We start from the raw sequence: 15,624 nt of genomic DNA on the forward strand, positions 1-15,624 counted from the left end.
TATCTAGTAGTGCAGCATTACACGTTAGAGCCATTACGTGGAATAGGCGGCTCATCGCCTCAATACCTACTATTTCAACGATGCCTAACTTCAACAACAATTTTTGTTTGCGCGAGTACGTTTATCATTTGAGAAATTTCAGATTGGTTCAATGTATCTAAATTGGCATCCCATTCATCTAAAAGAATCCATTGTGCTTCGACTTGAGCCAAAATTTCTTGCATTTGTGCTTTTAAAGTTTCACCTGTAGAACGACCAATAGTCATAGAATTAAAGCAGAGATGGTGTTGAGCAGGTAAATAAAATGAGCGAGGCAATAATTTCTGGTGAATTAAAAGAAGCAAGGTTGATTTCCCAGCACCATTTTCTCCTCGAATAGTTATTCGTCCTGGCTCTTTGAGCAAAGGTACTATTTCGTCTATTGAATCTAAGTGATTTAAATTTTTTTCGTTATTCAAAATAAATTTGAGCTTAGACCAGTTTACTCGAGATAATATATCATTTTTAAGTGGAGATTGAATTCCTCGAATAATTCCAGATATTTTACTCTTTTGCACCGGAAATTCTGTTAGGGAATCTAATAAATCATAAGTAAAATTTAAAATCATAAATAAACGAGGTAAAGTCACAATCACAGTTGCAGCATAAGCTTTGTCTGTGGCATGAACAAGCAATGAATGCACAGCTATTACCATACAGGGAAGCATGGTCAATAAAGCAATTCCAATTGAAATACTTATTTGATATATAGTACTACGAATATTAAGTTGCTTAGATTCCGAAAACTCTACATGAAATCGACTCAGCCAACTTTGAAAATTGTATTGATTTCCTAAAAGAACATTATCCCAAGCAGAAAGAAGAATTTTTCCTAAGTTGACACGGGCATTTTGAGCTTGCAGCGCAATCTTTCCTTGTTTGTTGGAAAAAGACTTCATTATTATTGCTGTTAATAAAATACTGATAAAATAACCATAGATAAAATTAGGTTCTACAATATAAGATAAAACTATAATATTGAGGAAGGCATTCAGAAGTCGAGAAAAGAGACCATGCGAATATTGTATAAAAGATGAAATAGTTTGTTGTCCTTCATTGCTTAATATGCTGATTTTGACATCCCTTTCGTTTTTATCATTCCAGAGAATGGGTTGAGTATTGTTATTCTTAATAAAAGAGTTAACGAATTTCTTTAAACTGTCTTGTTCCCAAAAACTAATAGCTATTAAAGATAATCCTCCTGGTATATATGGAATTGTTAATGAGGCCATATATAAACCAATGTCTATTCCAAGGAAACCCCCAGAATACAAATCTTCAGAAAGACGTTTCAGCCAAATACTGGAAGATGCAACTATAATTTGTTGTATTAAAATTAAAACTAGAGAGATTATTGCTGATTTGGAAATTAATAAATAAACAATTCTATGGAAGTTTTTACTCATAGTATTAATTACAGAAAATCGAAAAAACAATAAATGGTAACAAGAGTTTATTACAACACTAATTACCATCTATTTTGACTTCTGCTAATACAGAATGCCAAGGATTATGTGTAGTGAACTGCAATTATGTTGCTCTGAAAAATGTAAGAGATGCTGAACAATCAAAGTTGTTTAACTGGAAATTAAGATAAGTTCTTTTTTGCTTAAAGAATTATTTATTATATTGAGCTTCTCCTTACATAAATTCATTAACTCAAGTCCTCTTCTTGTAAGTAATTGACTTTTGGTTTGAAGCCTCTCAATTGAATAGATAGTATCGAAGCAATTTTTTAGAATAGTTTCTGAAGGCGGGTGAGCTTTAGGATTATTAGGATGCCCAAGACTTTCTTCCCTTAAAAGTAATACCTCAGTTGCTACTAACAAACTATGAAAAACTTTATCTAGTGGTCTTGGTGTACACAGAATAGCAGATTTACAAAAATTATCTTGATCTAAAATTAAATCATAGTCAACATAATGCTGATAACGTCTTTCATCTAAAAATACCAGATTATGAGTAAATTCATGGGTATAAAACTCAATAAAATCCTCAGATTGCCAATTTGGTTTAGGACTAGCCCATATTACGCCTATACCATTGGAAGTAGAACCTCCACCAGCAACATTTGATGGCGCACAAAAAATATAATTAATCACCAATTCAAACAAGTTTGACTTTTCGGGATAATTTGTTTGAAATTTGATAAATTCAGACTCACATTTCTTCAGATTATTTGATATATACTCAAGCGATTCTTCAGGATTTTGATTAATTATCACTGTAGTCTGATTTTTGTCATTTAAGGCAGATTCAACTTTATATAGTTCGATTAAATTGTTAATAACTGATAGCTCCGATGCAAAAGTTACTTTTGGAGAATCACGCTCAGGAATACTATCTGCTACTTGAATGTTTTTTAGAAAATTTCTGTATGCTCTTTTCAATCCTATTGTATCTTGAGTTTTTTCCTTCAATAACTGTTTATACGAAAGTGTTACTACGGTTTCAATATTTTTTTGTAGTCCAATTAACTGAAACATATTTTGTTTGACTCTCTGTAAGTTTATGGTTAGACATTTCTAATTAGAAATCTCTAATTAGAAATGTCCAATTGGGATATTTATTGCCTAAATATTTCCAGATTGATCATAGATGATCATGACAAGATTTTTCGGTTGGAGACTTAAGTCTTGACAATGTTTTTCACTTTTTTCAACTTCATCAACATTGATGTTTTGCAAAGCTTGTTTAATCATGCTATCCATGTTTTTTCATCCTTTTGTAACTAATTTGTATGTGTATAAGTAGGTAGGCACAAATAAACCTAACTATGTAACAAAATGTAAAAAAATCAAAACCCTTGCGATTGCTACCCTATGGGTTCTCCGAAGGAGTACAGTTCGCAATGACATAGTTATAAATTTTCCCGCCCACCTACTTAGTTCCCTCAATATTCATTTATAATCTTCAGTTAACTATTAGTCAATAGTAAAGTATATACAAATTAATATGTAATTATACGTAGATGAAAACAATCGCCATAATTTCTGAGGTCAGCAAACATAAATCGTAGTGCTGCTTCTACATCTTCGCCATAAACACCGTGATATTCCTGATAAGTCATATTTGGTACATCTTTTTTTGCACGGCACAACAAGGATTTGAAGCTCCTAAAAAGTGGAATTATGGTGAAGATAAAAGTGATGTACAGGAACTACGAGAAAAGCTAAATTACCTGATTGATAATGATGCCAATCCTTTGTGGTTGATTTCGGTAGTCCCCCTGAAGATCACATCTATGTAATGTTCAAATCCCAAAATTTTTGGTAACACTAAGTTTATGTTTTTACGAGACATAAATATATACTTTACAACCCTAGATAAATTGCAATCTCGATAGAGTTGGCATTTCTCCAGGGTTTTTTATATGCAATAGGTTTATTACCGCCAAGTATGTACTGTACTCTGGACTAGAACGAAATCCCAATTTCTTGCCGACCACAATTAATGCTTATTTAGATTTTCTGTGCTTTCCAACTGACCAAGCCACTTCTCCCCCCTTCCTTTGTCCTGCCCTGGTAAACACAAAACCAGCGTCTTCAAACTTTGAACCGTACCTACAAACTGTAGAAGAAGACAATTTTAGTAAAGTCGCCAGTTCACGAGTGCTGAGTAGCCAACCATTTTTATAAGCTTCTTCCAATGCCCTCAAATGAGCAACTGGATCATTTGCCAATCCCGGTAGCTGGCGGACAATCGCAGGAATTAGCCGTGTTACCAAACCTTCAATCACTTGCGAAAGTTGGCCGAACTGACTGGCGGTTAGTCCGGCGACTGTTAACTGACTGTCAGACTCTATGCCAGAATCAAAATTCTCTGACTGACCGCCTCCATGACTTGCATATTGGTCGGCAAAGTCCGCCATGCTACCACCCGCTTTCATGTGGGCATCTAGCTGGTCAAGCAACTCTAACTGCTCTCCACTGACATAAGACTTATTGCCAATTTTGGTTGGCTTGATGCCTAACCGATTGATCCGATCGTAGAGAACAGATTTAACAATCCCGTACTTATCAGGAAGCTGTGCTACTGGCACTCGGTCTAGTTTGGTCATAGTCGGCGGTCTGACTGGCAGACAGTTTGTGTAACAGCATACACCTTGGTACTGGGAATTAGCAACTGTATCTACCAGCATCAGCCGTCAGAGCGATCGCTAATTTTCTCCCAGCCCCCTAATTGCCGATGTCGTCAAACTAGTATTTCCCGCCAAAGAGCGAGTCACATTCAATCGCAAACTAACTTGTTAAATAAAGACACAGAAATAATCGTTGTATTTAGCAAAGTTTGCGCCTGATTAAAATCAGAATCCCCCGTAATCAAAAAATCAGCTTCGGCTGCTACAGCACAAGCTAAAAACTTTGCATCTTTTCTATCTCTTGGAAAATCAATTGACACATTGACATCAATTAGCGTCGCAAATGTATCAATAATTTCAAACCATGACGTTCTCACTTCATCTGTCAACTTAAACTTCGGGCGACTTAATACCTCCTTATATTCCGCTACAATTTCCAATGAAACAATCCATTCCCAGTCGGGATTATCAAAAATAAACTGAATAACTGCTCTTGGGACTCTACCCTTAAGGACAGCAGAAACTAAAACATTCGTGTCAATAACAACTTTCATTCTCCGCGTCGGTAAGCTTCAATCTCTGCTGTTATTTCGGCTTCGCTAATATCTTGTACTCCTGGTAGCGACTGTGTTTTATCAAATAAATCTCTCAGCTTTTTACTAATAGATGCTCTGGGGTTCTCCTCAGCTAAGATAATTATTTCTACTCGCTGTCCTGCTTGAAAAGGTAAATCAGATAATATTACTTGCTTTGGATCTGTAATGGTGATGTATTTTTTGTAAGCGTTCATAATTCCTTACTGACTTAAAAAACCAAAGTGGAGATGGCATTTTCTTTCTGCTGCTCAGTCACACCCAAATATCGCTCCAGGGCTGCAAGTGAGCGATGACCGCTGATAGATTGAATGTGGCGCAGGGGTACTCCTGAATCACTCATCCACGTTAACGCCGTCCGCCGAAAGCTGTGAGAAGACATCCCGCGCTCATCCAAATCCACCCGTCGCAGTGCCTCACGTAATATTCGGTCAGCGCTGGCCTTATGAATATGTCCCAACCCGTGACGACCGGGGAACAAATGCGGATTTCTCCCTTTTAACTCAATACTATATTCTTCTAAAAATTCCTTCAGTTTGGGATGTACTTGAATTTCTCTGGTATCCTGCCCCCCCTTAGTGTTGTAGGCTCTGATAATCAGCTTGGGTCTAATGCCCCTTGTGCCAATGATATCGCCGCGCTGCAAAGTGCAGCTTTCATTGATTCGGGCAGCCGCATAAAGGCACACGCCAAACAAAGCGTGATCGCGGGGCTTAACAAGTCCCTCGCTAAATAGTAAGGTTATCTCTTGAGGGTTAAGGATTTCGGACTTGCCGAAGCGATTGATTTTCATAGGGAATATTTTACGCGCACTAAGGTTACTTTGTTCGCCTAAACCTCCTTTACCTTAATCTCTCGTGAACAGTGAGATGGTGGTTTAATAATGCTTATGAATCACGCTGGCTGTATGCCTGATTCCCTCGTCAAAGCATAAGTAATTCTTATTTAAGTGCCTGATTCCACAATGACGACATCGGATTGACTCATTTCGTCTCTGGCCTTCTTGCCAATATCTCGACGAATACTTTGTAAAACCTCTAGACCCGTGCGTTGAGTATTGGGGTTAGCTGACCACATAGCGTTGACTGCAATTTCAGATCCTTGCAAAAATGCGTGTACTGCTCCGACGAAGTAATCACCATCACGGTAGTCTAGGCGGACTAGGTAAACTCGATTAAAGTCTTTGTAGAAGGTATTTTTTAACTCACTGGCTTTTTGATAATCGGGGTGTTCCTCAGTCAAGTAGGTAATTTTTGGTTTGTTGGGCTGAGTGAATCCTCCTGATTTCGCCCAATTGGGGTCTAACATGGGGTTTTTGGGATAAACCCTCGAAAAGGGGGATTATGAAAAGTGAGTTTTGACGCTATCACCCTATAACTCTTGCCAGATAAGATTCTTGGCTAAACCCCGTCTCAGAAAGTGTACAATTTGAGACTTGTCTGAATTATGTCTCTTTACATGTCTCAAAATGCCATTCTTAGATCGTCTAAGAAATAGTGATAATCTTCACCCTGACTAGCTTTCACCGTTCGCGTACTAATCAAAAGAGTGAAGTACCATTCAACAACAAATTCTAGAATCCCCCTTTTCGGGGGTTAATGCAAAAAACCCCCATTTCCGGTGGGATTTCCAGCCCCGTTTGGTCGATTTGTTATCAAACTGGAAGTTCAATAATAAATTCCGCTCCCTCACCGGGTTGAGAACAACAATACAAGTTCCCGCCATGTTTCTCAACAACAATTTGACGAGCGATCGCTAATCCTAGTCCTGTTCCTTTGCCCACTGCTTTAGTAGTAAAAGATTGCTCAAATATACATTCCTTCACATCTGGCATCATACCAGGGCCATTATCAGAAATGTGAATCAAAACCTGTTGTCGATCTTCAGATAATTTTGTGCGAACTCCGATTTGGTTAGGGTTGTCCTTAATATATTCAAAACTGCATATCTGGTTCGATTCTTCTAAAGCATCAATTGCATTTGCTAACAAGTTCATGAAGACTTGATTCAGTTGTCCAGCATAACATTTTACTAAGGGTAAATCTCCATAGTCTTTCACTACTTGTATTTCCGGTCGAGTCTCATTACCTTTCAGACGGTGTTTAAGAATTAATAAAGTACTCTCTAGACCTTCGTGAATGTTAAAAGAAATGGGGCGATCGCTATCATCTCGTGAGAAGATACGCAAACTGGCACTAATGGCTTTGAGCCGATTTACCCCTGACTCCATAGAAATAATCAACTTTGGTAAATCTTCTCGCAAATATTCCAAATCAATTGTTTCAATTTCATCATAAATATCTGGATCAAAATTGGGATATTTCTCTTGATACAAGTCAATCAAGCCAAACAAGTCTTGTACGTAATCTTTTGCTGGTTGCAGATTGCCTACCAAAAAGCCCACTGGATTATTGATCTCATGAGCTACCCCAGCCACAAGATTGCCCAAAGCTGACATTTTTTCAGTCTGAATAAGTTGCACTTGCATTTGCTGGAGTTGGTTAAGTGTCTGTTCCGCTTTCTCTTTTTCTTGAACAAGTGCAGATGTACGTTGTTGAACACGCACTTCTAGTTCTTGATTGATTTGCTCTAGCAGATTTTTTGCTTCTTTGAGATCGAGTTCTGCCTGTTTTCGTAGGGTGATATCTGTGGCCAGAAGAGAATATTGATCAATAATTCCCTCGGAATTGTAAATTGGCTGCCCATCCATCAAAAGCCATAATTGAGTAGAATCATCATCACGGTAATAGACAAACTCAAACTTAAAGCTCTCGCCTTTAATAAGCTGCTCTCGAATATAAGTTTGTTGAGGTAAATTTTGAGAATTTAAAGATAGGATGTGGAAAAACTTTTGTCCAAGCAATTCCTCAATTGACCGTTTACTGTAGAAAGCAAACGTCTGGTTAGCCCACAGAAGCCGTCCGGCTCGATCGATTAGCGCTATCAATAAATCTTGGCGATTGGCAAGGGCTTGTGTTACGACCATAGGTAAGTCAAACATACTCAGTATGCTTGGGCTTAATGTTTAGAGTAGAAATCATAAAGCATCGCGCCTTCCTGCAATATAAGCTAAAAAGACACGACTAATATCGTCCCGGATTTTACGAAACACAACTAGTTTTTCATCCTCAGTTCCTTCAGCAGCAGCAGGATCTGGAAAACCGAAGTGATGGCGCTTAGTTGAAGCAGGCAGAATAGGACAACTCTGATCGGCATGGGAGCAGACTGTAAGAACGGTATCAATTAGCTCATCAAAAAAAGCATTGATGTGCTTACAGGTATTCCCAGAAATGTCAATACCTACTTCCAGCATGACCTTTACTGCCAGGGGATGCACCTCCGTAGCGGGATTCATCCCTGCACTTTGGACATCAAATAAATCGCTAGCTAATTCTCGCAAAAATCCTTCAGCCATTTGGCTACGGCAAGAATTACCTGTACAAAGAATAATTAGCCGAGGTTGACTCATAAGTTTTTTAAGAAAGATGTTGAGTTAATTAATAAGATCAGGTTAGAAATCTTACCTAAATGCTAGAGTACCCAAAATGCTTGGGAAGTGTGATATGCCAAGTTAATACTTAATTGGAATCGTAAGTTTAATACCTTATGGTTTTGTGGTTGCGGTTCCAGAACATCCTGGCAGCGATTCAAAATTAAAAACAACTGCAAGCATTGTTAGAGGCATCATCGTGCAACCTCTGAGTTTTTTCATAAGGCTCTTTGAGTCAAAATTTTACAAATCACCCCAATCAAAATTCAGGAAGCGTCGAGCATTCAGCTTGGTATATTTTTCAGTGTGTTTGATATCACGGTGTCCCAGGAAGTCTTGAATTTCTCTGGTGTTATACCCCTGATTCACCAGATAGTAGCCGCAGGCATGGCGCATCATGTGGCAATGTACTTTGATATCAAGCCCGGCCTGTGCCGCTAGCCGCCCAAGCAGCTTTCGCACCGCATCAGTTGACATCACCTCACCGCGCTCAGAAACGAAAATATATTTACTATCAGGCAACATCTCTCTAAGTTCTTTGAGCAAAGTTATTTCATCATCTCTTAAGGGATGCACCCCAGAATCACTGCCCTTTTCCCTGGTGATGAAAATCTGACGTTCTGCCCACATCAGTGCATCCCATCTTAAACCGCACTTAGCCCCTACAGCTTCCCCTACCCTCAGACCGTGGCGAAACATGAGCAACATCAGTGTATAATCACGGTGAGCATAACGAGCTTTGCGATCGAGCGCAGCATCAAGAAGACTTCGCACCTCACTTGGTGTAAGGTATTCTCTAGACCTGTAATGTTTGTTGGGTAGACGAGTTGGGGGTGGCAACCTCATTTATCTCTGGTGATAGTGTCCGGTGTACGCGTCATATTATGGACAGTCTACTACGCCACGATCCCCATTATTTCGTTAAAAGACAAGCCACTCAAGCGTTATTGCGAACTTTTATCAATTGAGAAATACGTCCATCTTGAAACAATGCCAAATAGTCAGTCTAAGATGCCTGCGATTTTCTCGTTGCGATCGCGGTTATTGTCTAAGCCATGACTGAAAATTAGCTGTATCTCTGACTGCGTTAGAAAGAAGGCGCTAAGTGCCGATTGATTTTCATCGCGTTTCTGTAGACCCTGTGATCCACAGATTGTGCAAATTAAAAGCACAACAGCTTAATATTAATGAAAGTTGAATTATCCTTTTTAATTTCTTAGATTTGTGTCCACTTTCTTCTTCCAAATGAACGATGGCTTTATTCTTCCCTTTTTGGTGTTTTTATAATCTATGTCTAACCAAACGTCTAAATGTCTTAAACAAAATGCTGAAAGAATCATGCAGAGGTGGGAAGAGCGGGCGCGTGATGAAGTTGGTGCATCAATACATCAGGACTCTCTGATGCTACAAAATTCGCTACCTGAGTATCTAGAGCAATTGGTGGATGAGCTGTCAACGAAGATTGAAAGGACACCAGCCAGAATAAAAACCGATAAACTAGAAAGCACTCGGATTGGGAAAAAGCATGGACATGAGCGGGCGGGTTTTGTGGACTACTCAATGACTCAACTGATTTTTGAGTACCACATTCTCCGTCAGGTCATATTTGAAATTTTAGAAGAAGAAGCGGCTTTAGAGGTGAGGGAACGAGATATTATTATCGATTCCATTGAGCAAGCCGTTAACGATGCGGCGACTCAATTTTCGCAGACGTTGCGAGATATTCAAGAGTTATTTATGGTGACACTGACCCACGATCTTAGAAACCCACTCAATGTCATAAAAATGGGTACTCACCTGACTCTGCGTCGGCTTGAACAAGGAGACACTCATGCGAATATCGCGGCGAAAATGCTAAAAGCAGTCGAGCGTTTGAATTCGATGATTCAAAATCTGCTCGATGCTAGTCGGCTGCGGGCAGGTCAGAGTTTAAAGTTTGAATTTGAAGAATGCAATTTAGACAGCATTGTTCAGGACGTAGTAGAGGATTTGAACTTTGCTTATGGAGAGCGGTTTGTTTTAGTCTCTGATGCTGCTATCAGGAGCAATTGCAGCCGTAAAGAGATACGACGGGTAATTGAAAACTTAGCTATTAACGCCGTGAAGTATGGTGCTCCTGATACGCCAATTACACTCACGCTTGAGCAAATTGAAACGCAGATCAGCCTCACTATCCACAATGAGGGTAATCCGATCTCTTCAGACGCTCAATTAATCTTATTTCAACAATTTCGTCGAACCATCTCTGCTGGGGATCAAACAGGATGGGGATTAGGATTATTTTTAGCAAAGAGTATTATTGAGGCGCATCAGGGGACGATTGAAGTTGAAAGTGCCCAGGGCAAGGGGACAAGCTTTATCGTTAAGTTGCCTAAACTTCCCTATTAGAGGTACAAGTATCATCACGGTGGCTACCCTAAATCAGTAGATTTAGCAAAAGCGAAGCCAATTGGCTTCTTTTTTATAGCCTTTCCTGTAACTTTGGAGCTTTTTTGTCAATAAGATAGCCTAACCGCCCCAAAACCTTAATTTGATGTGAGCGCCAGTCAGGGCTGACTCTCGTATTGGGCATCATCGTGACAGTCCCTTTTGTAGTACTAAAGCTACGCTCCTCTCCACATTGGTTTAACTGCATTGGGCATTTGTCGAAGGGGCGATCGCCTCTCGACAATTGGCATAATTTTTGGAATTTCAAATTGTCGCCGCGAATGAAATCGCCTCATCTAATTGGTGTCCCGCCGCGCTCCCAAAAGAAAAAAATGTCTCAGGGGATGAGGAAAGCAATAGCGATCGCAACACCCTATAGGAAGAAGTACCAAAGTGCAATCACAGAATTTGAGGAACTAGCAAAAGAGTAGGTTAATGGATGGCATTGTCCACCCTTTTTATCGGCTAAACCTCAATAAATATTTTCTGGTAGTGTTCATAGAGAATATCCCTTAGTCAATTACAAACGTCTCGCATAAAATCGCATCTCGGTTGCCTTGCTCGGTGGCCACAGTCACAATTCCATTCTTGGAGTCGTAGTTAATCATCTCACCTGCGAACTTGACCGCACCACTAAGCGATCGCACTTCTACTTGGCAACCAACAAACCCTGCGATGTCCCCGCCGTCTTTTTCAATCTGCAACAGTGAGTATGAGAACTCATACTCAGTTTTTACCAAAACAGTATCGGATGCAATTGGCGCGGCGATCGCTGCCTGATCCTCAGTTGGCATACCCGCACCACTTTCTAGTTGATCCGCACCACTGACGCAGGACTCCCCGCAGCAGTTTTCCATATCTGGCAAGGGTTCCGCATCACCCGCACCAGTTGAGGTGGCATATTCTTCTTTTTTCACTGGATGAGAAAGCAATTCAATTTTCATATCTGACTCTTCAATGTTTTTTTCCTGGGAATCTGAAAAAGTGGTGCGGGTGGTGCGGAAGTCCTGATTTTGCGAGGTTTCTGGTGCGGTAAGTGGTGCGGAAGTGGTGCGGGTTTCGTCTAATGTGGTGCGGGTAACTGACAAAATGCCAATGCCTTTGAGTACTGGAATGTTTCTTTTAGCAATGTCACAGTACCTAGTTCCCTTGACAGCCTTGGGAAAGAGTTGAGCGATTCGAGCAATGACTTGGTTAATGCCCTTTACGTTTTTGTCACTGGGTCTAACCTGTTCGCTCCACGTTCTGCGGTTGTTATCGGAATCTATAGTTAATGTGCCAGTTTGAGTGTAGTAATGTTCCAGTCTTACCCATAGCTCTTTTGCAGTCATTTCCTTACCAGGGACATAGCCTATGTTCGCGGCTTCTATGAAGTCAAATAGGTGATTATTTTCTTTCTGAAGGTTGCGGAAAGCGTCGGTTGTACATTCGTAATCAATGCCTTCTGAAATCAGGTCGTTGAGAGCTTTCAGCATTTTATTTAGAAATGCTGGGGCTACTTTCGTTCTGATAAATTCCTTGTCGTAAGCAAAGCGGGGATCAGCTAGTAATTCATTTGGGTTGTTAGGGTCAGGATTTTTTTCAAAGGTTTTCTTGAACTCCAAAACTGCAATCCTGTCTTGAATTGCTTTCATTACCCCTTGGAGTGCTGGCGTTTCATTTAAGTTAAAAAGACCTATGGCTTCAGGGGTGAATTCGATGTGGTCTTTACCCTTGCGTTCACAATGCAACTTGTTACCAGTGACAAACAACTTTAAACTTTGGATTTTATCAATCCTAGATGTTTGCGGATTCTCAGAAGCCCAATTCACTCGGCTGTGCATCAACGGAGCTAGATTAAACTTCCTGCCTTCGTCGTACAATTGGAAGTCTGCTAAAGAGACAGAAGTTAGTCCATTTTCGCCGTAAATGATTGATACGCACTCGCGCAAAGCATCTTTACCGTTGGAGCCTAGCCCGACTGCCAGAATTGCTTTTACCTCTCTTCCTCTGAGTTTCCTAACAGTTGCAAGGTCAATGGATGCGGCTAAATTCCTCAAAAGAATTTCTTGGCTTTGTCTATCCAAACACTCAAGTAATCGGTCGCAATCTGTAGTATCAGCGTTTGGATTGTACTCAATCAACGGTTCATAAATAAAGTAATCTTCGGGGGTATGAGGGTCTAGCCGTGGAATAACCTTATTACCTATCCAAACGGGTCTAACTATCCCATTAGTGCAGTTAATCCCTGGTGGATTGAGTAATTCTGCCTCAATCCCTGTTCGCATTTTCGCCCACTCTAGAACCTTCTTAACCGAACTGGGTGAAGCGTAAGGATAGGATTTTTTACCTTGCTCATTTTCAACTGCAAAAGAGTTGCAAAACTCGGTTATTCGCTTAATTTCTCTAGAGTCTGGAGAGTGTTCATAGTGGTTGCCAGTATGCCAGTAGAGCTTATCGGCAGCACAAATCCAGTTCTTATCTGCGTAGAGAGTTTGGTAAGCAATTTGAATGAAACTTACAACTGGATCTTGATGATTTGGAGCATCGCCAAGATTTTGTAGCTCTGCCAGTTGCGATCGCTGCGCTACTGCTGCGTGGATCTCCTGCTCTAATCGACGGATAAATTCTGGTGTTTCCATCTGCCCCAAGATTTCTTTGATGTCACTTGATTTATATGGTAAATCGGGGCAGATGTCGTGAGGGTTAATTCCGATCAATGAAATTCCTACTTCGTCGGCGCAGTCTTGGCAGGTCTGGAGTTTTTTCAACCCAGTGTCATCGGCATCGTGTAGAAAAACGATTAATCCTATGCCTGAATCTTTCAGGAGTTGATATTCAGGCGTGATAGTCTTTTTATCCCATCCACTGCCTTGAAACGTAATCCCAGCAAGACCATGCGACCGACCAACTTCTACGCATCCCTCGCCTTCATGCTGGAGTAGTGCCGGGGTTCCATTTACTAATTTAGCTGCGGCTAGCGCTTCATCAATACGATATGCCCCCCAAGGAAAATCACCTTTTTTCATCTCTGGTGTGCCGTCGGGGAGTCTATGCCATTGCCGAAAACTCTTGTCATAACCTTTCTCTTTACTGGTGTCTGCCCATTCGTAACGGTCAATCCATTGGGTTGGGGAGTATTGATAGGTTGTTTCGGTTGCGTTTCCGGGGATGCCCTTTCGCTTACTCTTTAATTTTTGAGGTTGGGGAATATTGGTCGCTGGCTCGGTCAACATTATCAAACCTAATTCGCCATCTGGAATTGGGGTTGGGTTGGGCTTGACCGTCTTAACTCTGATTGGGTTTTTGTTTGGTGCTGCATTGAAATTAGTTTTTTGTCGCTCTGCCAGCACTTCATCCCAAGGTTTGATTGCCTCTCGGATGTCCTTGCACTCACAATTATTGAAGCATTGATACTTTCCGGTTTCTGGGACGATAGATAAGTTGTGCCCCCCGCAAACGGGGCAGATGTACTTGCCTTTTTCTTTGGACGGTTCTAGCTGCTGAAGAAAATTTCGGATGTCGAAGGAGGCGAACGCCCCTGGCATAACGGAGCCGCCAACGGTCTCTTGTCCTTTTAAAATGGCTACCATTGTGAAATCCTTGTGAGGTAAGTGATGTGGGCTTTACCTCCCCCGAAGATTCACCAAAGTTTTAATCAAATTTCTCGTTAAACCTGTTGTAGGAAGTTGTAAGAAGTACTAGGAACTGATAACATTAGGTTATAAAGAAATTTAATAGACAAAAAACAACTGGGTGTCTTCTAGGACTGTTAAACAACTTGCAGCAAACAAGTTGAGTCTTGGGGAGGCATTCTTTTCTTATGTATATCGGGTGACATGACACTTAGAAAAGATGGACTAAGGGTATAGTCTTATTACATAGTAAATTATCTCAGGCAAAAAAATAATAAATATCTCAGCTTTATAAAATAAAACAATTTATCTATTTTCCTCAACCCAAGACACAGCAAAGCTTTTACAAGCTTTTAGCTAATATTAAAAACCAGATAAATACCCCACTATATTAATAGTAGTAGTGTGACTAAAAATAATTCAATTTATTTATGCTGCCTCAACAAGACATTAATCTAAGATTTTGACTGACTTAATACCTTGGCTGCATTTTGTCACTAACAGCCATCTTTTAGCCTCTGGTTCTAACGTGGGCATGATTCTCCAGTTGAAAACATCTGCCCAAGTTTCGATCCCGTGAGTGGAGAGCAAAACTGACTTCAAGTTCCTTGAACCGTACCCAATCGCGATCGCTGATAGCCGTCAAAACGGGGATAAATGTACTTAGTGGCATTAGAGTTGCTGTTTGAGTCAACATACCTGTTTTTATCTATAGCCTTTGAAAGCAATTCTACACCTAATACGCTAGTACGCAATTATCCTTGTGAATGCTGCTTATCCAAAAATTCCTGGACTAGCTCACAGATCACGGTGTCCATCGTCCGATTATTTTTAACGCACCACAGCTTAAATTCTGTGTGCATATCCTTTGGCATCCTTGCTCTAAGATGTGCCACTTCATCTGGTTTATCCCCTTTAGGTCTACCCACAATTACGCAATTACTCATAAACTCTACTTTTAGATTATCCACTTATAATCAGTAATTTTCATTTTTGCGTACTAGGGTTACAGCGTAATAGAGTATTTTGGTGTTATAGTGTGGCTATGGCATAAATGCCACGGTTTGACGAAGCCTGTATCAGATGGTTGAAACGGCAGAGTTACTTAATTAGCTACCACGCAAAAGCAGAGAAGGCAGAAACGCCAACGGCAGACAAGATACACGTATTCTTGGCGACTTCAGCCTGCAAATTTATTTTGAGGAGGATTTATGCGAGTAACAATTAGGCAATCCTTACACCCATTTATCAGCAATAAAGCGCAGGAATTAGGCATTAATGACATGCGGAGGTAGTTAACTTCCTTTTACTTCAGATTTTGCTTTCATTCGATGCTGTCACAGACTACTGCTACTGGGAGCAAGATACTCAGTAGTGTTT

General features: G+C 40.4%; 16 protein-coding genes. 3 read left to right on the forward strand and 13 right to left on the reverse strand.

What is annotated here, in order from left to right; all coding sequences use genetic code 11:
• Positions 1-74: 74 nt before the first annotated feature.
• Together GTQ43_RS41130 and GTQ43_RS41135 are read right to left on the reverse strand one after the other, a co-directional pair.
• Complete coding sequence (locus GTQ43_RS41130) at positions 75-1,445, reverse strand: hypothetical protein (RefSeq protein ID WP_265278378.1); 1,371 nt, start codon at positions 1,443-1,445, stop codon at positions 75-77.
• Positions 1,446-1,616: 171 nt separating this feature from the next.
• Positions 1,617-2,525 carry an aKG-HExxH-type peptide beta-hydroxylase gene (locus tag GTQ43_RS41135; protein ID WP_265278379.1) on the reverse strand — a complete coding sequence of 303 codons (909 nt, stop codon included), beginning with the start codon at positions 2,523-2,525 and terminating at the stop codon, positions 1,617-1,619.
• A gap of 563 nt (positions 2,526-3,088) precedes the next feature.
• Between GTQ43_RS41135 and GTQ43_RS41140 the strand changes: the two genes are divergently transcribed.
• Positions 3,089-3,289, forward strand: a complete 201-nt coding sequence (locus GTQ43_RS41140) for a hypothetical protein (RefSeq protein WP_265278380.1) — start codon at positions 3,089-3,091, stop codon at positions 3,287-3,289.
• 207 nt (positions 3,290-3,496) lie between these two features.
• On the opposite strand, the gene GTQ43_RS41145 is transcribed toward GTQ43_RS41140, so the two are convergent.
• The 8 genes from GTQ43_RS41145 to GTQ43_RS41180 form a co-directional block, all read right to left on the reverse strand.
• Entirely contained in the window at positions 3,497-4,180 is a 684-nt protein-coding gene (locus GTQ43_RS41145; RefSeq protein ID WP_265278381.1) for a winged helix-turn-helix domain-containing protein, read from the reverse strand.
• An 89-nt stretch (positions 4,181-4,269) separates the two neighbouring features.
• The gene (locus GTQ43_RS41150) at positions 4,270-4,674 is read right to left on the reverse strand and encodes a putative toxin-antitoxin system toxin component, PIN family (protein ID WP_265278382.1); all 405 of its coding nucleotides are present in this window, start codon (positions 4,672-4,674) and stop codon (positions 4,270-4,272) included.
• A complete protein-coding gene (locus tag GTQ43_RS41155; RefSeq protein WP_265278383.1) occupies positions 4,671-4,910 on the reverse strand; it encodes a hypothetical protein in 240 nt (79 codons plus the stop codon). Before GTQ43_RS41155 ends, GTQ43_RS41150 begins: the two co-directional genes overlap by 4 nt.
• A 14-nt stretch (positions 4,911-4,924) precedes the next feature.
• On the reverse strand, positions 4,925-5,506 hold the full coding sequence (locus GTQ43_RS41160; RefSeq protein ID WP_265278384.1) for a tyrosine-type recombinase/integrase: 582 nt from the start codon (positions 5,504-5,506) through the stop codon (positions 4,925-4,927).
• Positions 5,507-5,658: 152 nt separating this feature from the next.
• Positions 5,659-6,021, reverse strand: a complete 363-nt coding sequence (locus GTQ43_RS41165) for a hypothetical protein (RefSeq protein WP_265278385.1) — start codon at positions 6,019-6,021, stop codon at positions 5,659-5,661.
• 346 nt (positions 6,022-6,367) lie between these two features.
• Complete coding sequence (locus GTQ43_RS41170; protein ID WP_265278386.1) at positions 6,368-7,714, reverse strand: sensor histidine kinase; 1,347 nt, start codon at positions 7,712-7,714, stop codon at positions 6,368-6,370.
• 36 nt (positions 7,715-7,750) lie between these two features.
• Positions 7,751-8,182 carry an arsenate reductase ArsC gene (locus GTQ43_RS41175; protein ID WP_265278387.1) on the reverse strand — a complete coding sequence of 144 codons (432 nt, stop codon included), beginning with the start codon at positions 8,180-8,182 and terminating at the stop codon, positions 7,751-7,753.
• Between the two features lie 264 nt (positions 8,183-8,446).
• Positions 8,447-9,049, reverse strand: a complete 603-nt coding sequence (locus tag GTQ43_RS41180; protein ID WP_265278388.1) for a tyrosine-type recombinase/integrase — start codon at positions 9,047-9,049, stop codon at positions 8,447-8,449.
• Positions 9,050-9,493: 444 nt separating this feature from the next.
• On the opposite strand from GTQ43_RS41180, the gene GTQ43_RS41185 reads away from it, so the two are divergent.
• Positions 9,494-10,591, forward strand: coding sequence for a sensor histidine kinase (locus GTQ43_RS41185; RefSeq protein WP_265278389.1), 1,098 nt, complete (start codon positions 9,494-9,496; stop codon positions 10,589-10,591).
• Between the two features lie 188 nt (positions 10,592-10,779).
• Complete coding sequence (locus tag GTQ43_RS41190) at positions 10,780-11,061, forward strand: hypothetical protein (protein ID WP_265278390.1); 282 nt, start codon at positions 10,780-10,782, stop codon at positions 11,059-11,061.
• 81 nt (positions 11,062-11,142) lie between these two features.
• Here the strand turns inward: GTQ43_RS41190 and GTQ43_RS41195 are convergent, their stop codons facing one another.
• From GTQ43_RS41195 to GTQ43_RS41205, 3 genes are all read right to left on the reverse strand, one after another.
• A complete protein-coding gene (locus GTQ43_RS41195; RefSeq protein WP_265278391.1) occupies positions 11,143-14,202 on the reverse strand; it encodes a DUF5906 domain-containing protein in 3,060 nt (1,019 codons plus the stop codon).
• 553 nt (positions 14,203-14,755) lie between these two features.
• Positions 14,756-14,941: a hypothetical protein gene (locus GTQ43_RS41200; RefSeq protein ID WP_265278392.1), complete on the reverse strand. Its 186-nt coding sequence runs from the start codon at positions 14,939-14,941 to the stop codon at positions 14,756-14,758.
• A gap of 58 nt (positions 14,942-14,999) precedes the next feature.
• Positions 15,000-15,191: a hypothetical protein gene (locus GTQ43_RS41205; RefSeq protein ID WP_141699832.1), complete on the reverse strand. Its 192-nt coding sequence runs from the start codon at positions 15,189-15,191 to the stop codon at positions 15,000-15,002.
• Between the last annotated feature and the right edge of the window lie 433 nt (positions 15,192-15,624).

Origin of the sequence: Nostoc sp. KVJ3, assembly GCF_026127265.1 — a bacterium.
Lineage (GTDB): Bacteria > Cyanobacteriota > Cyanobacteriia > Cyanobacteriales > Nostocaceae > Nostoc.